Origin of the sequence: Aeromonas sp. HMWF016 (assembly GCF_963878195.1) — a bacterium.
Classification (GTDB): Bacteria; Pseudomonadota; Gammaproteobacteria; order Enterobacterales; family Aeromonadaceae; genus Aeromonas; species Aeromonas lacus.
Genome location: NZ_CAWNWX010000050.1, coordinates 29745 through 55074, shown reverse-complemented (window position 1 = coordinate 55074; position 25330 = coordinate 29745). Strand labels below are relative to the sequence as shown.

General features: G+C 61.5%; 16 protein-coding genes and 1 tRNA gene. 5 read left to right on the top strand and 12 right to left on the bottom strand.

Features of this window, described 5'->3' with window-relative positions; genetic code table 11:
* From pbpC to AACS24_RS07305, 4 genes are all read right to left on the bottom strand, one after another.
* The coding region (gene pbpC / locus AACS24_RS07320) for a penicillin-binding protein 1C (protein ID WP_258223133.1) at window positions 1–1767 on the bottom strand (1767 nt) is incomplete at its 3' end.
* A gap of 10 nt (window positions 1768–1777) precedes the next feature.
* Window positions 1778–6667, bottom strand: a complete 4890-nt coding sequence (locus AACS24_RS07315; protein WP_108572932.1) for an alpha-2-macroglobulin family protein — start codon at window positions 6665–6667, stop codon at window positions 1778–1780.
* 166 nt (window positions 6668–6833) lie between these two features.
* Window positions 6834–7496 (bottom strand): DedA family protein, encoded by a 663-nt coding sequence (locus AACS24_RS07310; RefSeq protein ID WP_108572930.1) that lies wholly within the window; start codon window positions 7494–7496, stop codon window positions 6834–6836.
* A gap of 186 nt (window positions 7497–7682) precedes the next feature.
* The gene (locus AACS24_RS07305; RefSeq protein ID WP_108572928.1) at window positions 7683–9371 is read right to left on the bottom strand and encodes an FAD-dependent oxidoreductase; all 1689 of its coding nucleotides are present in this window, start codon (window positions 9369–9371) and stop codon (window positions 7683–7685) included.
* 135 nt (window positions 9372–9506) lie between these two features.
* Between AACS24_RS07305 and AACS24_RS07300 the strand changes: the two genes are divergently transcribed.
* The 3 genes from AACS24_RS07300 to AACS24_RS07290 all read left to right on the top strand — a co-directional run bounded on the left by AACS24_RS07300 (window position 9507) and on the right by AACS24_RS07290 (window position 14043).
* Complete coding sequence (locus tag AACS24_RS07300) at window positions 9507–12443, top strand: sensor domain-containing phosphodiesterase (protein WP_108572927.1); 2937 nt, start codon at window positions 9507–9509, stop codon at window positions 12441–12443.
* A gap of 65 nt (window positions 12444–12508) precedes the next feature.
* Window positions 12509–13306 (top strand): pyruvate formate lyase 1-activating protein, encoded by a 798-nt coding sequence (pflA, locus tag AACS24_RS07295; protein WP_042033423.1) that lies wholly within the window; start codon window positions 12509–12511, stop codon window positions 13304–13306.
* A gap of 95 nt (window positions 13307–13401) precedes the next feature.
* A complete protein-coding gene (locus AACS24_RS07290) occupies window positions 13402–14043 on the top strand; it encodes an energy-coupling factor ABC transporter permease (RefSeq protein WP_108572976.1) in 642 nt (213 codons plus the stop codon).
* 82 nt (window positions 14044–14125) lie between these two features.
* Here the strand turns inward: AACS24_RS07290 and AACS24_RS07285 are convergent, their stop codons facing one another.
* Together AACS24_RS07285 and ycfP are read right to left on the bottom strand one after the other, a co-directional pair.
* Window positions 14126–15418 (bottom strand): NAD(P)/FAD-dependent oxidoreductase, encoded by a 1293-nt coding sequence (locus AACS24_RS07285; RefSeq protein WP_033113394.1) that lies wholly within the window; start codon window positions 15416–15418, stop codon window positions 14126–14128.
* 75 nt (window positions 15419–15493) lie between these two features.
* Window positions 15494–16033: an alpha/beta hydrolase YcfP gene (gene ycfP, locus AACS24_RS07280; protein ID WP_033113393.1), complete on the bottom strand. Its 540-nt coding sequence runs from the start codon at window positions 16031–16033 to the stop codon at window positions 15494–15496.
* A gap of 479 nt (window positions 16034–16512) precedes the next feature.
* Between ycfP and AACS24_RS07275 the strand changes: the two genes are divergently transcribed.
* Window positions 16513–17919 carry a nucleobase:cation symporter-2 family protein gene (locus AACS24_RS07275; RefSeq protein ID WP_108572925.1) on the top strand — a complete coding sequence of 469 codons (1407 nt, stop codon included), beginning with the start codon at window positions 16513–16515 and terminating at the stop codon, window positions 17917–17919.
* Window positions 17920–17975: 56 nt separating this feature from the next.
* On the opposite strand, the gene AACS24_RS07270 is transcribed toward AACS24_RS07275, so the two are convergent.
* A complete protein-coding gene (locus AACS24_RS07270) occupies window positions 17976–19778 on the bottom strand; it encodes a M3 family oligoendopeptidase (RefSeq protein ID WP_108572922.1) in 1803 nt (600 codons plus the stop codon).
* An 84-nt stretch (window positions 19779–19862) separates the two neighbouring features.
* A complete protein-coding gene (locus AACS24_RS07265) occupies window positions 19863–20777 on the bottom strand; it encodes a DUF808 domain-containing protein (RefSeq protein WP_108572920.1) in 915 nt (304 codons plus the stop codon).
* A 251-nt stretch (window positions 20778–21028) separates the two neighbouring features.
* On the opposite strand from AACS24_RS07265, the gene AACS24_RS07260 reads away from it, so the two are divergent.
* Window positions 21029–21631, top strand: coding sequence for a DUF924 family protein (locus AACS24_RS07260; RefSeq protein WP_108572918.1), 603 nt, complete (start codon window positions 21029–21031; stop codon window positions 21629–21631).
* An 88-nt stretch (window positions 21632–21719) separates the two neighbouring features.
* Here AACS24_RS07260 and AACS24_RS07255 read toward each other — a convergent pair whose 3' ends face one another.
* The 4 genes from AACS24_RS07255 to AACS24_RS07240 form a co-directional block, all read right to left on the bottom strand.
* Window positions 21720–22979 carry a dicarboxylate/amino acid:cation symporter gene (locus AACS24_RS07255; RefSeq protein ID WP_033113388.1) on the bottom strand — a complete coding sequence of 420 codons (1260 nt, stop codon included), beginning with the start codon at window positions 22977–22979 and terminating at the stop codon, window positions 21720–21722.
* Window positions 22980–23183: 204 nt separating this feature from the next.
* Complete coding sequence (locus AACS24_RS07250; protein WP_108572916.1) at window positions 23184–23615, bottom strand: CC0125/CC1285 family lipoprotein; 432 nt, start codon at window positions 23613–23615, stop codon at window positions 23184–23186.
* 168 nt (window positions 23616–23783) lie between these two features.
* Window positions 23784–23860: transfer RNA gene (locus AACS24_RS07245), tRNA-Pro, on the bottom strand.
* Window positions 23861–23973: 113 nt separating this feature from the next.
* On the bottom strand, window positions 23974–25317 hold the full coding sequence (locus AACS24_RS07240; RefSeq protein ID WP_108572914.1) for a dihydroorotase: 1344 nt from the start codon (window positions 25315–25317) through the stop codon (window positions 23974–23976).
* Window positions 25318–25330 lie beyond the last annotated feature (13 nt).

Sequence of the window (25330 nt, the reverse complement as noted above, 5' to 3'; positions counted from 1 at the left end):
TGCACTCTGACCGTAAAAACCGGGCATGGGGGTACCATCGGGGCGTCCCAGCCAGACGCCGATAGTCCAGCGACCGGAGACCCCCATCGCCCAGCTGTCGCGATAGCCATAGCTGGTGCCGGTCTTCCAGGCCAGTCGATTGACCCGACCGGTCGCCTCGCTGGCAAAAGGCTGATCAGCCCGCCCCTGCGCGCTCAATATTTGCCAGATGATCCAGGCGGCCCCCGGGCTCAGCAATGGACGTGACACCGCCTGCTGCCCTGCCAGCCAGACTGGCATAGCTACCTGCCCCTGCCGAGTGAGCGAGCTGTAGAGCGCCACCAGTTGCTCGAGCCGAATGCCTGCCGCCCCCAACGCAATGGCCGGATTGGGCTGGTCGGAGAGCGCCAGCCGCACCCCGGCGTTGTCGAGGCGGCTGACCAGTTTGTCCGGCCCGAGCGCCTCCAGCACCTGCACTGCCGGCACGTTGAGGGATTGCTGCAGCGCCTGAGTGAGGGTCACCGGCCCCTGAAAGGCGCCGGAAAAGTTGGCGGGGCGATACTCCGAGCCCAGCCTTGGCGCATCGGAGAGCAGGGAGGCTGAGTGCACCAACCCCTCGTCCATGGCCAGACCGTAGATAAAGGGCTTGAGGGTGGAGCCGGGAGAGCGGATCGCCTGCACCATGTCGAGGTAACCGTGGCGGCGCAAATTGCCATACTCGGCGCTGCCCACATAGGCGCGCACCGCCATGGTTTTGTTGTCCACCAACAGCAGGGCGGCGGAGGTCTGCTCGGGGAAGCGTCGGATATAGCTCGCCACCCGCCCCTCCAGCCAGCGCTGCAGATCGCCGTCTATGGTGGTGTGCACCAGCGCCCCCGCCTGATTATCGGCGGCAAGGCGGGCAAACAGCGGCGCCTCCATCGGCGTAAAGTGGCCGCGAGCCAGCACTGGTTCGATGCGCCCCTCCAGCCACGCCGGCTCGGGCCAGACGCCCTGTGCCACCAGTCGCTGCATCACCTTGTCGCGGGCGGCGCGGGCCCGCTCGGGATGCCGGTCCGGCCGGTTGCGACTGGGAGCCTGCGGCAGCACCGCCAACAGCGCAGCCTCGGCATAGGTCAGCTTGGCGGCGCTCTTGCCGAGATAGGCAAAACTTGCCGCCTGCACCCCCTCCAGATTGCCGCCAAACGGCGCCCGGTTGAGATAGACGGTGAGCAGGGTGCGCTTGTCGTAGTGCCACTCCAGCTGCAGTGCGCGCGCCATCTGGCGCAGCTTGCCGGGCACGCTCCTGTGGTAGGGCTCGATGAGGCGGGCCACCTGCATGGTGAGGGTCGAGCCGCCCGACACAGCGCGCCCGTAACGCAGCCACTGCCAGACCCCACGCACCATGGCCACCGGATTGACCCCGGGATGACGCCAGAAATAGCGATCCTCGTAGCCGAGCAGTGCCTCGATATAGCGGGGGGAGACCTGCTCCAGGGTCACGGGGTAACGCCACACGCCGCTGGTATCGGCAAAGGCGCGCAGCGGTCGCCCCTTCATGTCGAGCACCACCCGTGCGTAGGCAGGGTCGAGCGGCGGCGGCGGGAAGAGTCTATCCAGCGCCAGCAATAACAGGAGCAGTGCTACAACTCCCAGCACCGAGAAACGCAGCCAGCGTGGCAGACGGCCAAGCCAGCGCCAGCCAGCGCGGCCACTGCGACCCAATTTCAGCCAGCCACGATGCCAGAAAGTGAGCGGGCGAACCCGCTCACTGGAAGGAACGTTGCTCAGAGGGCGTCTGCGACTCATCAAGCGCCAGCTACTCAGAAATCGTTACCTCATGGATATCCTCACCCACAGCTCGCAGCTCAGGCCGATACATATCCTCCACCTGGGTCGGCGGTACCTGATAGCGACCCGGCGTTACCGCCCGCATCAGGTAGACCAGCTGCTGGTTGCTCCCCTCGCTCAGATCCAGCGCCGCCGTGTAACGGTCGTCGCGAAACTCCTGATGCTTGAGGTAGTCGTTCCACTCGCTCTGCCACGCCGGTTTCCCCTCAATGGAGAGCTCTTCCAGCTTGATGCTGTTGCCAAGGGCCGGGTTCTCCAGCTCGAAGCCAGCAGGAACCATCTCTACCAGCAGGGCATCAGGCACCGCCGATTCGCTGCTGACGTTGAGCCGCACCACCACCAGATCGCCGACCTTCACCTTGGCGGGATCAAACGGCTGACCATCGCTGTTGAACCAACTGCGGGTCACGCTCATCCCCTTGCTGATCCGTGCCGGTGCCTGTTCGGGATAACCGACCAGAGTGCGCTGCACATAGAGAGATCCCTTGCCCTCGTTGGTAACCGCACTGGCCGCCAGCGCCTCGGGGGCGCCCAGCTGCAGCGGGGCCGAACCGCTCAGGGATCCACTGCCAAGAGAGGAAGTCACCTTGGCCTGCCAGTCGGCGGCCGGATCAAAGCGGGCGAGTCGCAACAAGGCGAGCCGCTCCTGAGTGCTGAGCCACTGACGGTGAGCCAGGGTATCTGCCACCTTGGCACTGAGGGCCGGCCAGCGCTCCGCAGCCAGCTTGTGCTGGCGCAGCAAGGAGAGCTCAAGGGCCTGATCACGCAGCGGTGAGCCGTAATCCCCCAAGTAGTCGTCACCGCGCTCGGTCGCCAATGCCCGACTGAGGGCCTTGGCAGCGTTCTGCTCATCCCCCATGGCCGAGAGGGCCAGCGAGAGGTGGAGCAGCGGCAAACCGGATCTGGCGTGATCCGCCTGCTGCTCCCAGATAAGGCGCAAGGTGGCAAGCGGTGCCTTGCCCACCCGGGCCAGCACATAGGCGCTGTAGGCCTGATAGGCAAGACGGCTGTGCTCGGGGGCACTGCTCCAGCGCTCACCATACTGACTGTCGGTGAGATAGCTTTGCAGCCGGTTCAGAGCCTGATTGAGCATTGCCTCCGGCACGGCGTCACCCGCCTCCTTGCGCGCCAGCAGGTAGTCGGCGGCATAGGCGGTGAGCCACTGCTCCTCGTCGGAACGACCATCCCATAGGCCAAACCCGCCGCTTGGCAGTTGCAACCGCTGCAGCCGCTGCAGCAGGGCGCGCTGTACATCTGCCTCGCTCGCCGGTTTCTTGCCCTCTGCGGGTTTGCTCCAGGCGGTGCGCTCATCCGCCGTGGTCAGCAAGTAAGGCCAAGCACGGGACAAGGTCTGCTCCAGACAGGCGTAAGGGTAATCGGCCAGCGCCTGCCACTGGGCTGCCGGATCCCAGGGCGGGGTACCGGAGAGGCTGAGCAGCCCCTGCAGGTTGGCGCGATCCAGCCCGGCCAGCTCAGCTGGCGCAAAACTCATCTGCTGGCCGGGAGCCAACATCTGATAGCGCTGGCGAGTCTCGGCAGGCCAGGGGGAACGCAGCGGCAGATACCAGTCGCGCCTGATGGCAAAATCCTTGCCGCTGGCCGCCAACTGCAGGCTTGCCACGCCGCTCGCTCCGGTCACGGTGAGCGGCAGGGTCAGCCACTGCTCCTCGCCATTTTTAAGGGAAAGGGTGCCAGGCAGCTCGCCATTTGCCTTGAGCCCGCCATTGAGGGTCCAGACAAGGGAGAGGGTCTGATCCTCGCCGCTCATGTTGCGCAGCTGCACCAGCGCCCGGGTCTCATCCCCTCTGGCGCCAAAGCGCGGCCAGCCAATTTCGGCCACCAAGGGCGCCACTACCTTGACGGCGCGCTCGGCCTCCCCGACTTGCTGTTCGTTCCAGGCCAGCGCCATCAGCGCCAGTTCGCCGTTGAAGTTGGGCAGCTCAAGTGGGATCACCGCTTTGCCCTGCTGGTCAAAACTCACCTCGCCGCTCCACAGTGCGGCTATTTCGACCCGGCTCTCCAGCGCACCGCCCTTTTTCAGCGGCGCCCGGTCGCCACCGTAGTTGAGGCGGGCCAGCTTGCCATCCTGCGGCGGGATCACCTGGCCGTAGTTGTCGAACAAATCTTGCGCGAAGCGCTTGCGGCCAAAGAAGATCTCGAACGGGTCGAGAGGCTGGTAGTCGCTGATATTGAGCACGCCCCGATCCACCGCAGCCAGCAGCACCCGTCCCTGACTGTTGGGGGTGGAGGTGGCGGTCACTTCCAGCCGGGTAAGCGGCACCGCTTTATCTGGCGCGCTCAGGGTAAGCGGCAGACGACGCGCTTCCCGGTCCAGCGTGAGCGGCACCAGTCCGACCGAGCGCAGGCTCTGCCCCTGCTGGCTGCTGACCGGTTTGGAGGCGCTGTCTGGCGCGGCGATCTGGGCCGAGATATGCAGATCGTGGCGCTGCCACTCGGGACTGACCGGGATCTCGAACTCGCCGCGGGCATCCTTGGCATCGCCACCGGCCCCCTTGAGCTCGATACGCTGCCACCAGCGCAGGCCGTCGCCATCTTCCACTAGCAGCAACCCCTTACCGGGGCGCGGGGCTACCAGAGTCACTTTGGCCTTGTCGCCCGCCTGATAGGCGCGTTTGTCGAGAGTGATGGCAATCTTGTCAGGCCGTGCCTGCTCGCCACCACCGCCCCAGGCGTAACTGCCTATCTCCACCCGCAGGCTGGATTGATGGCCCTGACTGTTCTCAACCTCCAACCGATACCAGCCCGCCGCCAGTTGCAGCGTGAGCGGGGTCGGCCCCTTGCCATCCAGCTGCAGGGTCTGCTCCTGCTCCAGATAGGGCTGACTGTTGAACTCGTACTTCCACCCCTCGCCATCGGCGTAGTGCCAGTAGTAGTCGCGGTACTCGTTGATGAGGCGCACTTTCACCGCCCCCGCCACCGGCTGGCCTTGCTCATCGAGGTTGAGGATCTGGAAGGGGAGCGGCTTGCCCCCCTCTACCCGATCCGCCACAAAATCGGCCTTGAGCGCCGGCCACTGGCTGCCTGCAGGCCAGCCATACTGGGTGCGGCTGCGATTGACGGCGCGACCGCCGGGCTCGGAGAGCGACACCCGATAGGCCACCTCCAGCGGCCCGAGGGCGCGCACCCCATCGAGTTCATCAGCAAGCAAAAAAGTCCCCTGCCCCTGCGCATTGAGGGTGAGATTCAGCGGCTCAAGATCCCTGGCCTGCTCGGCAAGCAGTACGTCCCCCAGAGTGAACTCCTGCCACTGGGTAAAGGGCATGGTGGCGCGGCTTAACTTCACCTCCGCCTTGGCCTTGGTGGCACTCGCTGGCGCACCGTAGAGATAGTCCCCTTGCAGTGGCAGGGTGAGAGCCGCGTCCAGATCCGTGACTTCACCATCCGGCCCCTTGCCAAGTTGCAGCTTGAGCCGTTCCGGCAAGAACTCCTCCACCAGAAAAGGCCACTCGAAGCGGCTGCTGCCGGCGGTCTTGAGGTTGATGGTCCAGCGCCCGAGCGGCGCATCGTCTGGCAGGCGCAGGCCGTAGTGGGCGGCGCCAAGATTGTCCGGCAGCAGCCGTTTCTGTTCGAGCAGCTGGCCGTCCGGCTGTTTCACCTCCAGCTCCACCGCCATCCCCGGTAACAGCTGGCCATCTTGCCCTTTAAGCAGGATCTCGCTGTCGAGACGCTCACCGGGGCGATAGAGATCGCGCCCACTGAACAGATACAACTGCTGGGCCTGCCAGGGCTGAGTGCCGAGATCGAAGGTGGAGAGATCGAGCGCCGCCCCGTCGAGGCGCAGCACCGCCAGATGGTTGCCCTGCTCAGCCAGCAGCAGGCGGGCCCCCTGCACCTGATCGAAGCGGCGATGACCCTGCGGATCGGTATTTTGCACCTGCAGCCGGTTGCCCTTCTCGTCGAGCAGAGAGAGCTGCACATCCTTGAGGGGGTCGGCGCTGGCCAAGGAGCTGACGAACACCTCCAGCTGATCGCTGTAACGGCGGGCACTGAGCCCCATATCGCTCACCGCGAAATAGGTGGTCTCCTTGCGCCAGTCGTAATTGCCAAGGGGCGACATCACCGCAAAGTAGACGCCGGCCTCGGCCAGCTGCGGCTCCTTCACATTGATAAGGCGGGACTCGCGCCGGTTGGCATCGAGCTCCAGCGCGTAACGGCCGCTGAACACCCGCTTGGCCCGCTTGGTGATCTGCTCAAGTTCCCAGTTGCCCATGCCGGAACCGGGGCGATATTCCGCCAGGAAACGTGGCAAGTATTCGGCATCGACCCGAAAGAAGTCGATATTGACCTCGTCCACATTGACCGCGCTGATGGGCAGACGCAGCTCGTCGCGCAGCGGCAATACCATGCCGCTGGCAGTAAACGAGGCGCCCGCCTCCAGCGGCCGGGTCTTGAGGGTCCAGCTCTGGGGCCCTGGGCCCAACCCCGACTTGAGGCTCACCTCGTAGCTCTTGTCTGGCTGAACGTTCGGGAAATAGAGGGTGCGACCATCGTCGGCGAGGATCCACTCCCCCTGCAGCTGCTTGCCCCCTTCACTGACCCCGAGCCAACTCTGCCAGTTTGCCTTGGGCACCAGGGGGCCGGAGAAGACCAGCGCCAGCGCCGGGGCATCCCGATATTGACGGGCATTGGCCTGCACCACGGTGCTTGGGGCGCCCGTTTCCTGCTGCGCGGCAGGCTTTGTAGTCGGCCCATTGGCGACAGGCTTGTCGGGGCCACAACCGGCCAGCAGCAAACCGGCCAACCCGGATAGCAGCAGGGCCGACCAGCGGCGTCGATTCAGAGGGAGTGCTCCTTGGGCAGAGCGACGGGAAACCGGGCGAGCGTGAAAGAGGCGCATAGATTCCATCCTGGCTGGGATCCGCTGCAACAGCAGCGAGGCAGCAAACAGGATAAAGCATCGAGCGCCCCTGACACAAAGAGGATTCTCGCGGCGACAGGCGGAGGCCATCTTGCTGCGACAACGGCCGCCCTTTCAGAGCGGCCGAACACTCAGCAGAGCGAGCTCAACGGAGGGGGGATTGCTCTCTTTTGGCGCCGCCCTTGAACCAGCGAAAGAGGATGGCCGTGACGGCGATAAGGAAGAGCACCAGAGAGGTGATAAGCAGCATGCGGGTCAGCAGTTCGCTATGGGCAACAAAAAAAGGCACCGTCATCGCCAGCTTGCCCACCAGACTCAGACAAAGTGACCAGAGCACGGCGCTGGCAAAGCTCGCCACGCACATGCGCAGCACGCTCAGGCGACCTATCCCCATCAGCATGGGGGTCAGCACCCGGACGAACGGAATAAAGCGGGAGGCAAACATGGCCAGAAAACCATACCGATTCAGCAACCGGGTCGCTTTGGGCAAACTATCGGGCGGCAACATCCGCTCGATATGCTCCATAAAGCGGGTACGCTGCAGCGCCCTGCCCTGCAGATAGGCAAGCACGGAGCCAAACCCTGCCGCCAGTGGCAGATAGATGAGCGTCACTTCCGTCCCCAGAACCCCCATCCCCACCAGCCCGCCGGCCAGCAGCACCAGGCTATCTCCCGGCAGGGGGAGAAAGACAAATGCCGACTCCAGAAACAGCACCAGCATCAGACAACAGATGAGCATGGGCACCGCCTGCATCTGGATCAGGGCGTCAAAGTCCTGATGCCAAATGGCCATCAACATATCCAGCATCTCTTACTCCCTACCACAACGTTCACCGTGAACGAGGCAGGGGTTATAGCACTCCCCCCATGAACAAAACGTTAATTTTGTCTCGCAGAGAGAAAAAAATGCGGCGAAATGGCGCCGAGCGGCAAAAAGAAAAAGCCCCTCATCTTGCGCGCACAAGGGAGAGGGGCAAACAGGCACAGAAAGGGGTTACTCGGCAGTAGCCATCTGCCAGGTTTTAAAGCCGCCGGAGAGGTTCTTCACCTTGAAGCCGTGCTGGCTCAGCAGGCGGCAAGCGACGTGACCGCGCAGCCCGACCTGACAGCTGATAAGCAGCTCTTTCTCTTTGGGCAACTCGTGCAGACGGCTGCGCAGCTCGTCGAGCGGAATATGCATGGCACCCGGAATGCGGCCCAGCTTGTCGAGTTCGGGGCCGTTGCGTACATCCACTACCTGCTGGTGAGGATTGCGAGCCTGCACCTCGGCCACGTGGCAGAGCAGGGTATCCCCCTTCAGGTGATTGCTCGCCACAAAGCCGGCCATGTTGATTACATCCTTAGCCGAGCCAAAGGGCGGCGCATAGGTGAGCTCCAGATCCTGCAGGTCAAACACGGTGAGACCGGCGCGCTGGGCCACAGCCAGCACGTCGATGCGCTTGTCGATGCCATCCTTGCCCACCGCCTGGGCACCGTAAATCTTGCCATCCGGGGCAAACAGCAGCTTGAGGCTGACCGGATGCGCGCCCGGGTAGTAACCGGCGTGGCTGCCCGGGTGGACATAGACCTTCTCGAACGGCAGCCCCAGCTGTACCAGCCGTTTTTCGTTGAGCCCGGTGCTCGCCACCGCCAGATCGAACAGCTTGCAGATAGCAGTACCCTGAGTCTTCTTATAGGTTTCGGCTCGGCCCAGCATATTGTCAGCGGCAATGCGCCCCTGCCGGTTGGCCGGGCCAGCCAGCGGGATCAGCACTGATTCGCCGGTGACGAAGTCAATCTCCTCCACTGCATCCCCCACCGCATAGATAAAGGGATCCGAGGTACGCATACCGGCATCCACCTTGATGCCGCCCCGTGGGCCCAGCTCCAGCCCCGCCTTGGCGGCGAGAAGGGTTTCCGGTTTGACGCCGATGGCGAGGATCAAGAGACCGGTATCAAGATGGGAGCCGTCATTGAGGGTCAGGCGCAGACCACCGCTGTTGGCGGTAGCCACGGCAGCGGTTTTCTCGGCGGGCAGATCCAGACTCTCGATGGCAGAGAGGCCGGTGCGCAGGCGCAGGTCGATCCCCTCTTCACGAATGCGGGCATGGAGCATATTGGCCATCTCCCTGTCCACCGGCGCCATCACCTGATCGGAGAGCTCCAGCAGGGTGACATCCAGCTTGCGCTGATGCAGCGCCTCCATCATCTCCAGCCCGATAAAACCGCCGCCCACCACGGTGACGTGGCGCGGTTGGTCGTGGTGAAGAGAGGCCAGAATCCGGTCCATGTCGGGGATATTGCGCAGGGTATGCACCCGGGGGCTATCGATACCGGGGAAAGGCGGCCGGATCGGCGCAGCACCCGGGCTCAGCAGCAGCACATCGTAATGCTCGCGCTGCTCTTCACCTGTTTGCAGGTTGCGCACCAGTAGGGTCTTGCCCACCTTGTCTATCTCAATCACATCGTGGAAGACCCGCACATCGACGTTGAAACGACGCTTGAAACTCTGGGGAGTCTGCAGCAACAAGGCATCCCGATTGGGGATATCGCCACCGATGTGGTAGGGCAGACCGCAGTTGGCAAAGCTGACAAACTCGCCCCGCTCGAACATCACGATCTCCGCCTCTTCGCTCAGCCGGCGTGCTCTGGCCGCCGCCGATGCGCCCCCCGCAACCCCACCGATAATCAGGATCCGTTTCATCTGCAAGACTCCTCCTAGAAGATACTGGTCAATAAATTAGCAATCTCTAATTTAGATTTCAATGAAATTTTGTTTCCCTCGATTTTGCAGTATTCTTGCAGCCCCGACGGTTGCTTAACAGGATGTTGTTCGTTCATGTCGTCTACCGCTCTCAGTCATCTTCCCCCTGCCCTCCAGACTCCCCTTTTCTTTCGTCTGGATCTGCGCAGTCAACGGCTGGTCGCCCTGACCGACGTGATGCAAACGCCGCTCTACTGGCTCGACGAACCGCGCGCCCCCTGGCCTGCCCAGCTGCCTGCCGAACTACGCCAGCCCATCGAGCAGATGCTGGCCAATGGCCATGGCGGCAAACTCTCCCTGCGCTTTGGCGGCCAGCTCTGGCACATTGCCATCGCCCACGAGCAGGATGGCTTCTGGCTTATCTGCCTGCAGCATCGTCACCTGGAGCCGGTCTCCGAGCTGGCGCTACAACTGCCGCGTCTTAGCCAGATGGCGAGCCAGCAACAGTATGCCCTCCTGCTGGAAACCCTCAAGGAAAGTCTGGGCGCCGATCGACTCATTCTCTGGCACTATCAGGCCAACGGCGATCTGGGCTGCGAGCAGCTCACGCCCGTCTTTACCCTGGGCGTTGATGGCATTTATCCCATTCGTGGCGACAGCCGCTATATCCGTGCCCTGCGCACCCGCAAATCCCTGAGCTTCTCGGAAGCAGCTCATCAGCCAATGCTGAGCAACCACCTCTATCTGGTCAGTGCCGGCGTCAGCTCGCGCCTCGACGGTGCCATGCTGGAGCAGGACAAGCTCTTTGGCGTGCTCAGCATCGAATATCTCGACCCCACCCCTCTTGGCGACGAGATGCTGCAACTGGTGCGCCACTGCGCCCAGCTGCTTGGCCACTGGCAACCGGTGCAGGAGGAGAGCGCAAGCGACCTCGCCCTGCCTGCCGAGCTGCACCAGCTCACCGGCATCGACTACTGCAAAACGTTGCTGCAGTGGGCCAAAGCCGCCAGCGGTGCACGTGCCGGCTGGATCGGCGAGTTCCAGCCACGGGGGCAGGATCTATGGATCATTCCCCGCTGCGTCCTCAATGACGAGACCTTCTCCGCCCTCAAGCCCCTGCAGATGGATCCGGGCCCCGGCAGGGAGCTGTTCCAGCACGGGCAAGCCATCTATGTGGAAGATCTGGCGCTGCGTTATCCCAAGGCGCACCGTCTGCTGGCCCTCAATGCCAGGGCCTATATCGGCATCCCGCTGCACAACGCCGGGGGCACGCCAACCGGCCAGCTCACCCTGCTGCTCGACGAGACGCTGAGTGATCCTGAGCCGCTGCTGGATCTCTTGAGCAGCCAGCACGAGCGGGCCGCCATCGAGCTGCAACGTCTTGCGACCGACGATGCCCTACGCCTGGCCGAAGTGGCCTTCAATACCCACGACGGCCTGCTGGTGATGGATCACAACGGCATCATCCTCAAGGTGAACCACTCCTTTACCCGCATCACCGGATTTGGCGAGGTGGAGGTAGTTGGCCACTCCATCCGCAAACTGCGCCCCACCTACTATGGCGATCACCTGAAAGAGGATGTCAGCCGGGCCGTGGCCGAGCAGGAGTTCTGGCTGGGTGAGGAGCGCTGCCTGCATCAGGATGGCCACCTCTTCCCGGTGCGCCTGATGGTGAGCGGCGTGAAGGATGAGCGGGGGGAACTCAGCCACTTCATCTGCAGCTTCTACGACATCACCGAGGAGAAAGAGGCGGCCAGACACATAGAGCAGCTCGCCTACTACGACGATCTCAGCGGCCTGCACAATCGCCGCAGCCTCAACACCATTTTGCAGCGCACACTGGAGACGTCCGATGGTCAGTGGGGGGCATTGCTGCTGGTCGATCTCGACAACTTCAAGTCGATCAACGACTCCCTTGGCCATGCCTGTGGCGATCTGTTGCTGCAGGCGGTGGTGCACCGCTTCAGGGAGCTGCCGCAGGACAATCTGGTGCAGGCTCGCATCTCGGGGGATGAATTTGCCCTGCTCTTTACCCAGCTCGGGCAGGGCGAGGTGACCGCCAAAATTCTGGCTGAGCACTTCGCCCGCGAGTTGATGGGGCTGTTTCGCACTCCGTTCGAGATAGCCGATCACAAGCTGCACTGCAGCGCTTCGGTCGGGATCAGCCTCTTTGCCGGCAACGGCATGGATCACCTCACCCTGATGCAACAGGCCGACACGGCCACCCACATGGCCAAGCGCGCCGGTCAGGGCAACTACATCTTCTTTACCGAAGCGATGGCCGAGCAGGAGAAAAACCGCCTCACCCTCACCAACCAGTTGCGCGATGCCCTGCGCCACCATGAACTGCAACTGCACTACCAGCCGCAATATCGGGTGGATAACGGCACCCTCTCAGGGGTCGAGGCGCTGCTGCGCTGGCAGCGCAGCGATGGCACCATGGTGCCCCCCGGCGAGTTCATCCCCATCGCCGAGGAGACCAGCCTGATCCTCGAAATCGGCTACTGGGTGATGAAAACCGCCTGCGCGCAATACAGCTTCTGGCTCAACCGCGGCCTGCAGATACCTCACCTGTCAGTCAACGTTAGCGCCCGCCAGTTTCACACCCAGGGCTTCGTCCAGCAGGTGGAGTACATTCTGCGCGATACCGGCATCCCGCCTTCCCGCCTGCTGCTGGAGGTGACCGAATCGGTGGTGCTGGAGAATCGCATCGAGAGCATCGCCCGCATGCGCCAGCTCAAGGAGCTCGGCATCCTCATCTCCATCGATGACTTTGGCACCGGCTACTCGTCGCTCGCCTATCTGCGCGATCTGCCCGCCGATGAGGTGAAGCTCGACAGAAGCTTCATCCAGACCCTGGTGCACAGCGAGCAGGACAGGGCCATCGTCAAGGCGATACTCGATCTGGCTCAGGTATTCCGCTTTACCGTCACTGCCGAGGGGGTGGAGGAGGAGGCGCAACTGGCCATTCTCCGAGAGCTGGGATGCCAGCATTATCAAGGGTTCCTCACCAGCCGCCCGCTCACCATCAGGGAGTTGGAACAGCTGCTGGACGGCAACGGGCCGGACTAAAGGTGTAGGATCAATAGGGGTTTATGTAATAAAATAACGGCCTGCTCGAATCGTTGGAGTTGTCTATGTCAGTCATTAACCGGATCCCTGCCGTTGAAATCAGTGAACAAGCCGAGAGTCACGGCGCCATTGGCCGGATCCATTCCGTTGAAACCTGCGGTACCGTCGACGGTCCGGGAATACGCTTTATCGTATTCATGCAAGGATGCCTGATGCGCTGCAAGTACTGCCACAACCGCGATACCTGGGATACCGAGGGTGGCCGCGAAGTGACAGTGCCGGAGTTGATGAGTGACATCACCAGCTATCGCCACTTCATGAATGCCTCCGGTGGTGGCGTGACAGCATCCGGCGGTGAAGCCATGCTGCAACCGGCTTTCATCACCGAACTCTTTACCGCCTGCAAAGAGAAAGGGATCCACACCTGCCTCGATACCAACGGCTTCGTCCGTCATCTCGACGAACAGGTGGACAAGCTGCTCGACCAGACCGATCTGGTGCTGCTCGACATCAAGCAGATCAATGACGAGAAACACATTCCGCTGACCCACGTCAGCAACAGATACACTCTGGAGTTTGCCCGCTATCTGGCGGCCAAAGGCAAGACCATGTGGATCCGCTACGTGGTGGTGCCGACCTGGAGCGACGACGACGAGAGCGCCGAAGGGCTGGGTCAGTTCATCGCCGAGCTGGGCGAGAGCGTCGAGAAGGTGGAGCTGCTCCCCTATCACGAACTCGGCAAACACAAGTGGGACGTGCTGGGTGATCCTTACGAGCTGAGCGGGATCAAGCCCCCCAGCAAGGAGACCATGGAACGGGTCAAGGGGATCCTTGGCAAGTACCACAACAACGTGAAATATTGATGTGCAAGCAGGCTGACTCGTCAGCCTGCTCTGTTTTCGGGTGGCAGGGATCTGGCTGCCCGACGTAATCTGACTGCCTCGTGAGTGAACGAATGATGAGTGAAGGACAACTCGCCGCTCTTCTGATCTGGCTGCTGCTACTGACTTTCAGCCTGCGCCGCACCCTGTGGCAACTGCTTCATGACAACCCCCTCTACCAGCATCTGCTGCTGGGAAGCGCCATCGCCCTCATCCCGCTCTGGACGCTGCGCGCCGGTCTGCACGACGGACTGGAGGTGCATTTTCTCGGGCTCACCACCCTCACCCTGCTGCTGGGCTGGCGGCTGGCCCTGCTTGCCCCCTGCCTGACCCTGCTGGTACTCGACTACTTCGGCGTGACCAATCTGGCCGATTTTGGCTGGCAGGCGCTGGTTGGCATTGCCCTGCCGGTAGCCAGCAGCTGGCTGCTGTTTCTGGCCAGCTGGGCCTGGCTGCCCCGCCATCTCTTTGTCTATATCTTCGTTGCCGCCTTTCTTGGCGGCGCCCTCGCCATCTCGGTCAAGGTGGCAGCCAGCGCCCTGCTGATGGGGATAAGCGGCAGCTACCCCTGGCATATCATCACGGCAGACTACCTCTCCATCTGGCCGCTGCTGCTCTTCCCCGAAGCCCTGCTCAACGGCATGGCGATGACGGTGCTCGCCATCTACCGCCCCCACTGGGTCAACACCTTCTTCGATCGCACCTATCTGGGCAAATAACTCCTTTCCCCGATCTGCGCGCATAAAAAAGGAGAGGCCATGGCCTCTCCTTTTGCTATTCAGAATTGTGGCAAATCCCGGCTTAGTGCAGCTTCAGGGTCGGACGCAGTACCCGGTTGATGCGACCCACCAGCATGATGAGGCCGGTCTTGACGTAGCCGTGCAGGGCGATCTGGTGCATCCGGTAGAGGGAGATGTAAACCAGACGGGCGATGTAGCCCTCTACCATCATGGAGCCGCGCATCAGGTTGCCCATCAGGCTGCCCACGGTGGAGAAGCGGCTGAGGGATACCAGCGAACCGTGGTCGTGGTAGAGGTAGGGCTTCATCTCGCCGCCGTTCATCTTGGCCAGAATGTTCTTGAACGCCTGGCTGGCCATCTGGTGGGCAGACTGGGCGCGCGGCGGCACGAACTTGCCATCCGGCTGCGGGCAGGCGGCGCAGTCACCGATGACGAAGATGTTCTCGTCACGGGTGGTCTGTAGGGTCTCTTTCACCACCAGCTGGTTGATGCGGTTGGTCTCAAGACCGGCGATATCCTTCATGAAATCTGGTGCCTTGATACCGGCAGCCCACACCATCAGATCCGCTTCAATCAGCTCGCCATCCTTGGTATGCAGACCTTCGGCAGTCGCTTCGGTGATCATGGTGGCGGTACGCACATCCACACCCAGCTTGACCAGCTCCTGATGGGCAGCGCCGCTGATGCGCTCCGGCAGGGCCGGCAGGATGCGGGGGCCCGCTTCCACCAGCGTCACCTTCAGGCTGTCAGTGGTCAGGTTCTTGAAGCCGTAGGCATAGAGCTGCTCGACCGCGTTGTAGAGCTCGGCAGAGAGCTCGACGCCGGTGGCGCCGCCGCCGACGATGGCAATCTTCACCTTGTCGCCCGGCTTATATTCGGTCGCGAACTGCAGGAAGCGGTTCATCATGCTGTTGTGGAAGCGGTGCGCCTGGGAGGGGCTATCGAGGAAGATGCAGTGGTCCTTGATCCCCTTGGTGTTGAAGTCATTGGAAACAGAGCCGATGGCCATCACCAGATAGTCGTAAGGCAGCTCGCGCTCGTTGACCACGATGTCGCCACTGTCGTCGTGGATCGGAGCCAGTACGATACGTTTCTCGTCGCGCTTGATGTCGGTCAGGGTGCCGAGCTGGAAGTCGAAACCGTGGTTCTTGGCGTGAGACTGGTAGCTCAGGGCATCGATGCCCGCGTCCATGGAGCCGGTGGCCACTTCGTGCAGCAGGGGCTTCCACAGGTGGGTACGGTTACGATCGACCAGAGTAATCTTGGCCTTGTTCTTCTTGCCAAGCTTGCGACCCAGACTGGTGGCCAGCTCCAGACCACCGGCGCCGCCGCCTACAACGACAATATTCATCATGATGATTTTTCCTCGGTTCCTCAAAACGAAAGGGAGCCATTGGCTCCCTAAAACGAAATCGGTCGACGTGATGGATCAGGCTTCTTTGAAGGCCTTCATCCGCTGCAGATGGTGCGAGATGTTCTTGAACTTATGGGTCTCGCGATCATCCCACACGATGTCGTAATAGTTCTTCAATTCACGTTCAGTGTCCCGATTATCGCGCACTTCATCCTGAACGGAAAGGATGCACAGGCAGTTTCCTGAATTTTTCTTACGAAATTCAGTTACACACTTGGTGCCAATATCCTCGTACTCCTCCGGCCGGTCGATCTTGCCCTGCATGTTCTCTTCGGGGTGCAGATTGGGGTTGAAGATCACCTGACGAATGCCGCACAAAAAGCCGATGCGCTCGCTCCAGTAGCCGCCGAGTCCGACACCGCAGATAAGGGGCTTGGGATCTGTGCTCATGTCGAGCTGCTTCTTCACTTCCTTGAGCAGGTGGCTCATATCATGACGGGGGTGAACCGTGCTGTAGTGCACGAAACGCACATCATCATCAATAAACTGCAACTGCAGCACTTTCTCGTGATTACCGGGGCTGGTGGCATCAAAGCCATGCAGGTAGATGATCATGGATAAGACCTCAGGATCTGTGTCGGTTTTATCGAAACTACCCCAGCGGCAGCCTCACGCGCCACCAAAACATCCAACTTTCTTGCTTTGGATCACGCCAGCCCCTGCAACAAGATGCTGCGCGGGAGCCCTTGTCAGGCGCAATACGCAGACCTGCCCTATCAAAGTGAGAGCCGGTGGCCAAAAATGATACCGCCATTACCAATCTGAGACGCCCGGCAGCGCCCTTTGTCACTCTTATTGTGCCTGATCCCGATCCGGATGTGATTGAACCCTCAAAAAAGCCAAACGTTTTCACCACCAGTCACGATTGAGCATGTTTTGTGCACTGACCATGGCCTGCACCGGATCCCTCTCTCTTGCCCATCCCGATGAGTCCGGCGATCCACGCACGCGATAACATCTGTGACCGGGAAAGCCGCGGCTTTCGCTATCTTGCCCCAGCCCGTTGCCGGGGCTCGCCAAGGAGAGATCTGTTGATGAACGAGACCAATCCCCCCTCCTCCCGACCGGGAAAACGAATACGTCCCGATGACGAAGTGGAGCGTATGCTACCCGCCGGCCAGCTATTTACCCTCGGCTTGCAGCATGTGCTGGTGATGTATGCCGGCGCCGTCGCCGTCCCACTGGTGATAGGCGGCAGTCTGGGACTGCCCAAGGAGCAGATCTCCTACCTTATCAGTTCGGATCTCTTCTGCTGCGGCATCGTCACCCTGCTGCAGTGTGTCGGTATCGGGCGTTTCGCCGGGATCCGGCTACCAGTCATCATGTCGGTCACCTTTGCCGCCGTGATGCCCATGCTGGCCATCGGTGCCAATCCGGATCTGGGGCTCACCGGCATCTTCGGCGCCACCATAGCCGCGGGTATCATCTCGACCCTGCTGGTGCCCCTGATAGGCCGGTTGATGCCGCTCTTCCCCACCGTGGTGACCGGGGTGGTCATCACCTCCATCGGCATCAGCATTATGCAGGTGGGGATCGACTGGATGGCGGGAGGCAAGGGCAACCCCGAATATGGCAGCCTGCGCTATATCGGCACCAGCTTTGTGGTGCTCGCCTTCATTCTGGCTGTGACCCGCTTCACCAAAGGTTTTTTCAGCAATATCTCGGTGCTGCTCGGGATCATATTCGGCTTCATAGTAGCCATCGCCATGGGTGAGGTGAGTCTCGACGGTCTTGGTGAGGCGGCTTGGTTTGCCCCCATAGTGCCGTTTGCTTTTGGTTGGCCCACCTTCGATCCCATCTCCATCGCCACCCTGACGGTGATCATGCTCATCACCTTTATCGAGTCGATGGGGATGTTTCTGGCGCTCGGCGACATCGTAGGCCATCCTGCCAGTCGCGGCGATATCGTACGCGGCCTGCGGGTCGATGCCATCGGCACCATCATAGGCGGTGTCTTCAACAGCTTCCCCCACACCTCGTTCTCCCAGAATATCGGGTTGGTGAGCGTGACTGGGGTATCGAGCCGCTGGGTCTGCGTGATGTCTGGGGGGATCCTGCTCGCCTTTGGCCTTATCCCCAAGATGTCGGTGATGGTCGCCTCCATCCCTCCCTTCGTGCTGGGAGGCGCCGGCATCGTAATGTTCGGCATGGTGCTGGCAACCGGCATTCGCATTCTGGCGCGGGCCGACTACAACACAAACCGCCACAATCTCTACATTGTCGCCATCAGCCTCGGGATCGGCATGATCCCGACCGTCTCCGGCTCTTTCTTCCAACACTTCCCGGCGGCACTGCAGCCGCTGTTTCATAGCGGCATCCTGTTGGCCACCATCAGCTCGGTAGTGCTCAACCTCTTCTTCAACGGCTATCAACCGGATCTGACCCACCAGACCAAGCCATTGCTGGTCGGCCCGGTCAAACCGAAGCAGGAGCAGGCATAACCAACAGGCCCCGGAGACCGGTCCGGGGCCTGTCACTCACATCACCGCTTACCCAATCAGGCTGGCAGCTGTGCGAAGCGCTCTACCGCCTGCGCCACCTGCGCCAGACTCCCCTGCCAGAAGGCCGACTGGCGAATATCCTGCCCCAGATGTTTTGCCACCAGCGCCTCGGCACTCATGCGGCCGGTATCGCGCAGCAGATCGCGGTACGCCTGCGCCACATTGTCGTCTCCCGCCGCCTTGCGACTCATCAGTTGCTCATACACACCGAGGCTGAAGAGATAGCCAAAGAGATAGGGGTAGTTGTAAAAACCCAGCCCGGCGATGGAGAAGTGCGCCTTGGCCGCCCAGAACATGGGGTGATAACGACAGAGGCTCCCCTCATACCAGCGTCCCCACGCCTCGTCGGTCAGCGCCTTGAGGCGGGCCGGTGCAACATAGCCATGCTCCCGTTCGGCCACCAAGGCCTGCTCGAAATCGAAACGGGCCGGGATATTGACCAGGAAGGTAGCTGCGCCATCGGCCTCGGCCCAGGCAATCGCCAACTGCTCTTCGGGACTTTCTGCCTGCTCGAACAGGGCGCTGCGCACCAGAGTCTCGGCAAAGATGGAGGCCGTTTCGGCCAGCGTCATGGGATAGCTGCGCTGACTCATCGGCAGATCGCGGATCACCCAGTTGTGCCAGGCGTGGCCCAGCTCATGGGCCAGCGTAATGACATTGTCCATGGTGCCGGCATAGGTGACGAAGACCCGCGGCTCGACCGGTTCGGCAAACTTGGTGCAGTAGGCACCGGTGCGGCGATTTGGCGTAGGGGCCGCATCGATCCACCCCTTCTCGGCCATCATCCGGGCAAACTCCCCCATCTCCGGATCGAAGCGGGCAAAGGCAGCGGCAATCAGCTCGATCGCCTCCTCAAACGGGATCTCGCGGCTGCTGGCAGCCGGAGGCGGCGCAAAGAGATCCTCGGCCCCCGGATCGTCGATGCCAAGGCGTGCGGCCATCAGCTCCAGCGCCCGCTGACCAAGGGTTCGGGCCTGCCAGGTCTCGCTCATCAGCGTATCCAGGGTGGCGCGCTCGATATGGCTCTGATGACAGGAGAGATCGAGTGCATCGAGCAGCCGCTCACTGCCACGCTGGCGCGAGAGCTCCAGCCGCCAGCCGTTGATGGCGTTGAGGATGGCGGCCACCGTCTCCTGCTCTCCCTCCCAGCCAGCGCTGATGGCATCAAATGCTTCCCGGCGCAAGGAGCGCAGCGGGCTGGAGAGCAGATTGCTCGCCTCCGCCAGTCCCATCTCGCGGCCATCGATCACCAGCCGGATCTTACCCACCAGATCGTTGTAGAGGTTGCCCCAGGCGTGCAGACCATCGGTACCAAGACCTATCACCAGCTGCTCTGCCGCCACCGGCAGACGCTGATCCTGCAATCTGCGTTCGTGACGCAGGCGATACTCCTCCTCGCCAAGCAGGGGATCCGCCATCAGCAGGCCAAATTCGGCCTCCGGCAGCGCCAGCATCAGGTCCTCCACCGGCGCCAGCGTCTTGAACAGATCGGCATTGAGGGCGCGAGCACGGGACGCCAGCTGCTTGGCCAGGGTATCGCGAGCATCCTGACTGCCCCGGCAGGCCGCCAGAATCGCCACATTCCAGCCGATATGACGAATGCGGCGGGCACGCAGGCGCACCTCCCGCAGGCAATCTTGCCGCGCATCCCCAGCAAGGTCGGCCAGATTGGCGACCAGTGCCGCCAGTGGAGCTAGGGCAGCACGGGCTTCGGCCATGTCGGCCTCAAGCTCGGGACAGTCGAGAGCGGAATAGATATGGTGGTTGTGCCACTGCTGAAGGTATCGGGTTGCTTGCATCGAAGGCTCGTTTTGAAGATGTCAAACAGGGAGATGTGGCCGCCAGCGCTTCTCGCTGGCGGCCCCGAAAGATAGTGCAGACGCTTATTTGGCTGGCTTGAGTTTGCTCACCAAAGTCATCGCCAGCACCAGCAGCAGGCCCGCCACCACACCGGCCACGGCGTTGAGCAGAGTCGGCGTCACCACTGCCAGTACGGCCCCCACAGTAGGCAGAGTGGCGACAACAGCGGCGGCACCTTCAATGAGGTGATGGGCAAAAGGCCAGCCATGCACCAGAATGCCGCCGCCCACCATAAACATGGCGATCGTCCCCACCAGCGCCAGCAGATGCATCAGCTTGGGCGCCGTACTCAGCAGTCCCTGCCCGACCGCACGGCGCAGTGCCCCGCCATCCGGCTTTTTCAGGAGGTGCAGGCCGATATCATCCAGTTTGACAATCAACCCGACCAGCCCATAAACCCCGATGGTCATCAGCAGGGCGATACCCGCCACCACCGAGAGCTGCAGGGCGATGCTCGCCCCCTGTACTGTGCCAAGGGCGATGACGATGATCTCGGCGGAGAGAATAAAGTCGGTGCGGATCGCCCCCTTCACCTTCTGCTGCTCGAAAGCCACCAGATCGTCAGGAATGGGGCCGGCATGATGTTCTCCCTCCTCCTTATGAGGCAAAAACTTGTGCGCCAGCTTCTCGGCACCTTCAAAGCAGAGGTAGGCCCCCCCCAGCATCAAGAGCGGGGTAATGAGCCAGGGCACCAGGGCACTGATGGCGATGGCGGCGGGCACCAGAATCAACTTGTTGCGAAATGAGCCCTTGGCCACCGCCCACACCACCGGCAGCTCCCGCTCGGCACGCACTCCGGAGACCTGCTCCGCATTGAGGGCAAGATCGTCCCCCAACACCCCTGCGGTCTTCTTCGCCGCCATCTTGGTCATCAGCGCCACGTCATCGAGCACGCTGGCTATATCATCGAGGAGGGCCAACAAACTGGTTCCGGCCATATCAAAGATTCCTTATATCAGTGAGAACAACCCCGGGAGAGAGGTGTAGGGTCTGATGACCTCCTGGGTCAGCAGGGCCACCTCATGGCGATGGCAGGCCATCATCGGCCGCGCCAAGCAACAGTCGCTCACCATCTGGGGTTACTTCTTTCGGGCAAAAGATGGCACAGTGTAACGAGAAGCTACCGTTTCGGCAGCACCCCGGAGCCATTTGTTATTGGCCCACCTCAACACACCAGCAAGGAGTCCCCATGCAACCCTGGCAGCCTCTGCTCGATTTCTGGTTTGGCGACCCGGCCGACGACGCCCTGCGTGCCAAACGACAAGCCCCGCTCTGGTGGGGCAAAAGTAGCGAGACCGATGCCCTGCTGGCCCGGCGCTTTGGCGCGCAAGCAGAGGCGGCCGCCAACGGGGAGCTGGCCGACTGGGCCGATCTGCCCCACGGCAGGCTGGCGCTGATCCTGCTGCTCGACCAGCTGCCCCGCAATATCCATCGCGGCACACCCACCGCCTTTGCCCGGGATCCGCTCGCCCGCGAGCAGTGCCTCAAGGGGCTATCCCTTGGTATGGACCGACAGCTCTCACCGCTGGAGCGTGTCTTCTTCTATCTGCCGCTGGAACACGCGGAGTCCCGCGAGCAGCAAGCCAGAAGCGTGGCCCTGTTCGAGGAGCTGGCCGCCGAGCAGGCGCATTCCTCAACGAACGAGACCTTCGCGGGCTTTGCCGACTTTGCCCGCCGCCATCAGGTGATCATCGAACGCTTTGGCCGCTTCCCCCACCGCAACGTCACTCTTGGTCGCACCTCGACGCAGGAAGAGGCGGCGTTTTTGCTGCAACCCGGTTCGGGCTTCTAAACCGGCCAGCCATAAAAAAATCCCCGCCATGGTCATGATGGGGATTTCTCTTTGCACCGGCCAACCCTCTGGTCAGCTCAAGCCATGGTTATGCCTTAGCGGGAGCACTCTCGCCCAGCTCTTCGGTCTCGCCCAGACTGTCTTCGGTCTTGGCGACCACGCTGGCGGCGATGGCGTTGCCCAGCACGTTGGTGGCAGAGCGACCCATGTCGAGGAAGTGGTCGATACCCAGCAGCAGCAGGATGCCCGCTTCCGGAATGTGGAACTGGTTCAGAGTCGCGGCAATCACCACCAGAGAGGCGCGTGGCACCCCGGCCATCCCCTTGGAGGTGACCATCAGCAGCAGCAGCATGGTGATCTGCTGGGCGGTGGAGAGCTCGATGCCATAAGCCTGAGCGATGAACATCACCGCGAAGGTGCAGTACATCATGGAGCCGTCGAGGTTGAAGGAGTAACCCATCGGCAGCACGAAACTGGCGATGCGTTTGTCACAACCGAACTTCTCCAGACGATCCAGGGTCTTCGGATAGGCCGCTTCAGAGCTGGCAGTAGAGAAGGCAAGCAGGATGGGTTCGCGGATCATCGCCAGCAGCTTGATGATGCGACCACGCAGGAAGGCGCCACCCATGGCGATCAGCAGCAGCCAGAGGCAGCCAAGGGCGATGTAGAACTGGGCCATGAAGCTGCCGTAGGTAACCAGAATACCCAGTCCCTCTTTGGCCACCATGGCGGCAATGGCGCCAAACACGGCGAACGGCGCAAAGTTCATCACGTAACCGGTCACTTTCAGCATGATCTCGGCAGCACTGGCCATCAGCACCACCACCGGTTTGGCCAGATCGCCCAGCGCCGCAGCGGCCAGACCAAAGAACAGGGAGAAGACCACGATCTGCAGGATCTCGTTGGTGGCCATCGCCTCGACCACGCTTTTCGGAATGGCGTGGGTCACGAAATCTTTCAGGGTAATCGCGCCGGCAGAGATGCCTGAGGTAGCGGCATCATTGGGCAGGGAGAGAGAGAGGCCCACACCCGGCTGCATCAGGGTGACCATCACCAGACCCAGGCTCAGGGAGAGCAGGGAGGCCAGCATGAACCAGCCGAGGGTTTTGGCACCGATACGACCCACGGTGCGGGTATCGCCCATCTTGGCGATGCCGACCACCAGAGTGGTGAAGACCAATGGTGCGATGATCATCTTGATCAGTCGCAGGAAGATATCGGTCAGGATCGTGATGTTGTTTGCAAAGTCTGCCGCCTGATCGGCAGCAAACAGGCGATAGCCCTGGCCGGTAAGGATGCCAAGCAACATCGAAATGAGGATGGCGACCGTCAGTTTATTCATTTTCATGGGGGAGTCCCGGTTTTGATTGGTGCAAGCCGTTGACAGTGGCATGGGAGCCACTACAGTCCGTTTTTGTGATCCGAGCCGTTGATTCCTGGCGGCTGGTATGCTGGGAGAATGCCTAAAAGCAGGGGGTAAATCTAGAGGCTTACTCCAGAATTTTATGCTGCTGTTAGATGTATGTGATATGGATCTTGCAACAAACCGATATTAATCACCGTTTATTTTAATATCAGCAAGATATTTGGTGGAAAGCGACTGTTCATTAATTGCCCGCTTTAGCAACCGGAAGGTAAGCAGGGCCGAGATGGTGTGTTGTACCTGCATCTGCGCCATGAAGGTGTCCGGCTCATCCTCGTCAAAGCCGAACATGGGTCGCTCCGGGGTCACCCTTATCGCATCGCGCGCAATGGTCAGCTCCTCCACCTGCAGCATGGGGTAACCCTCCCGCTGCGCCAGCTCCCCTGCCCGCTTGAGCACATATTTGCGGGCCGTCTCCCTGTCCACCAGATCGTTGCCGACAAACTCCAACTGCCACTTGTCGGGCGCAAGGCGGGTCTCGGAAAAACCGGTGCGGCCGTTCCAGAACGACTTCTCCTGCTGATATGGCGTGGCACAGCCACCGAGCAGCAGGGAGAGCAAAACCCGAGGTCGCCAGATGGATGCAGAGAGAGACACGATAACCCCCGTCAGGGCAGAACTGTGTCGCTACTACAGCACAGCGCAAGGGGGATAGACAATCGCAGCAACGGCGCAAAGCAGAAAAGAAAAAAGGCCTTGTCGTTTGACAAGGCCTTTTCCGGGGAATGATGGTCGGCGTGAGAGGATTTGAACCTCCGACCCCTGACACCCCATGACAGTGCGCTACCTGGCTGCGCTACACGCCGACGAAGTCAGTCTGAGCTGACGGGGGCTGAGTTTATGGAGATGGCCCAGCCCTGTCAACAAAGAAACGCCGCCAATTCCCCGACAATGGTGCGTTCGCCTGCTTTGCGAACAATCAGCGGTTAAAGGTCAGCCGCTTGCCCAGGATCTGGTCAGTGACCTGCCCGTTTTGCCAGGCGATCTGGCCATTCACCAGAGTCATCTCTACCGTGCTGTGGAAACGGTAGCCGTTGAAGGGCGACCAGCCACAGTGGTAGAGGATGTTGTCATCGTTGACCACGTAGGGCTTGCCCAGATCCAGCAGCACCAGATCGGCAAAATAGCCCTCGCGGATGTAGCCGCGATCCTGCACCTGGAAGCGCTCGGCCACCGCGTGGGAGGTCTTCTTGACGATAGTCTCCAGGGTGAAGACGCCATTGTGGTAGAGCTCCAGCAGCGCCTGCAGGGAGTGCTGTACCAGCGGCACGCCAGACGGCGCCTTGAAGTAGCTGTTCTGCTTCTCTTCCCAGGTGTGGGGAGCATGGTCGGTGGCAATGATATCGAGCACGTCATTGCGCACCGCATCGAGCAGCGCGTGCTGATCTGCCGCGCTCTTCACCGCCGGGTTGCACTTGATCTGGCTGCCCAGGGTGTCGTAATCGGCCTCGTTGAAGAACAGATGGTGAACACACACCTCGGCAGTGATGTTCTTGTCTTTCAGTTCACTCAGATCGTGGCTGGCGGTAAAGAGCGACAGCTCCTTGGCCGAAGTCAGATGCAGCACATGCAGCTTGGCGCCGTACTGCTTGGCCAGCGCCACCGCCATGCTGGAGGATTTGTAGCACGCCTCGTCACTGCGAATGCGGCCGTGCTCGCTCATCGGCACATTTTCGCCCCACTTGGCCCGCGCCGCCTCTTCCGCCTTGGCGATGGTCGGGGTGTCTTCGCAGTGGGTGACGATCATCACCGGACTCTCGCGGAAGATGGCCGCCAGGGTCTCCTGATTGTCCACCAGCATGTTGCCGGTCGAGGAGCCCATGAACACCTTGACCCCGCAGGACTGCTTGGGATCGAGACGCTTGATCTCTTCCAGGTTGTCGTTGGTGGCGCCGAGATAGAAGCTGTAGTTGGCAACGGAGGAGTTGGCGGCGATCTGGTATTTGGCTTCGAGGGCTTCGAGGGTGGTGGTCTGGGGATTGACGTTGGGCATTTCCATGAAACTGGTGGTGCCACCGGCGACGGCGGCGCGGGATTCGCTGGCGATGGTCCCCTTGTGGGTCAATCCCGGCTCCCGGAAGTGGACCTGATCATCGATCATTCCGGGGATCAGGTGACGACCTGCGGCATCGATGACCAGCGCATCGGGCGCCTCGATATCCGGGGCGATGCGGGCAATCCGTTCCCCCTCGATCAACACGTCGGAGGCATAGATGCGGCCTTCGTTGACCAGGGTGGCATTTTTGATAAGCAGTTTGTTCATGGGGGGTTCCAGT

Bases quoted from the DNA above. Each gene is read 5' to 3' on its own strand.
- AACS24_RS07315 (WP_108572932.1), bottom strand. From the start codon at position 6,667: ATGCGCCTCTTTCACGCTCGCCCGGTTTCCCGTCGCTCTGCCCAAGGA.
- AACS24_RS07310 (WP_108572930.1), bottom strand. From the start codon at position 7,496: ATGCTGGATATGTTGATGGCCATTTGGCATCAGGACTTTGACGCCCTG.
- AACS24_RS07305 (WP_108572928.1), bottom strand. From the start codon at position 9,371: ATGAAACGGATCCTGATTATCGGTGGGGTTGCGGGGGGCGCATCGGCG.
- AACS24_RS07300 (WP_108572927.1), top strand. From the start codon at position 9,507: ATGTCGTCTACCGCTCTCAGTCATCTTCCCCCTGCCCTCCAGACTCCC.
- pflA (WP_042033423.1), top strand. From the start codon at position 12,509: ATGTCAGTCATTAACCGGATCCCTGCCGTTGAAATCAGTGAACAAGCC.
- AACS24_RS07290 (WP_108572976.1), top strand. From the start codon at position 13,402: ATGAGTGAAGGACAACTCGCCGCTCTTCTGATCTGGCTGCTGCTACTG.
- AACS24_RS07285 (WP_033113394.1), bottom strand. From the start codon at position 15,418: ATGATGAATATTGTCGTTGTAGGCGGCGGCGCCGGTGGTCTGGAGCTG.
- ycfP (WP_033113393.1), bottom strand. From the start codon at position 16,033: ATGATCATCTACCTGCATGGCTTTGATGCCACCAGCCCCGGTAATCAC.
- AACS24_RS07275 (WP_108572925.1), top strand. From the start codon at position 16,513: ATGAACGAGACCAATCCCCCCTCCTCCCGACCGGGAAAACGAATACGT.
- AACS24_RS07270 (WP_108572922.1), bottom strand. From the start codon at position 19,778: ATGCAAGCAACCCGATACCTTCAGCAGTGGCACAACCACCATATCTAT.
- AACS24_RS07265 (WP_108572920.1), bottom strand. From the start codon at position 20,777: ATGGCCGGAACCAGTTTGTTGGCCCTCCTCGATGATATAGCCAGCGTG.
- AACS24_RS07260 (WP_108572918.1), top strand. From the start codon at position 21,029: ATGCAACCCTGGCAGCCTCTGCTCGATTTCTGGTTTGGCGACCCGGCC.
- AACS24_RS07255 (WP_033113388.1), bottom strand. From the start codon at position 22,979: ATGAAAATGAATAAACTGACGGTCGCCATCCTCATTTCGATGTTGCTT.
- AACS24_RS07240 (WP_108572914.1), bottom strand. From the start codon at position 25,317: ATGAACAAACTGCTTATCAAAAATGCCACCCTGGTCAACGAAGGCCGC.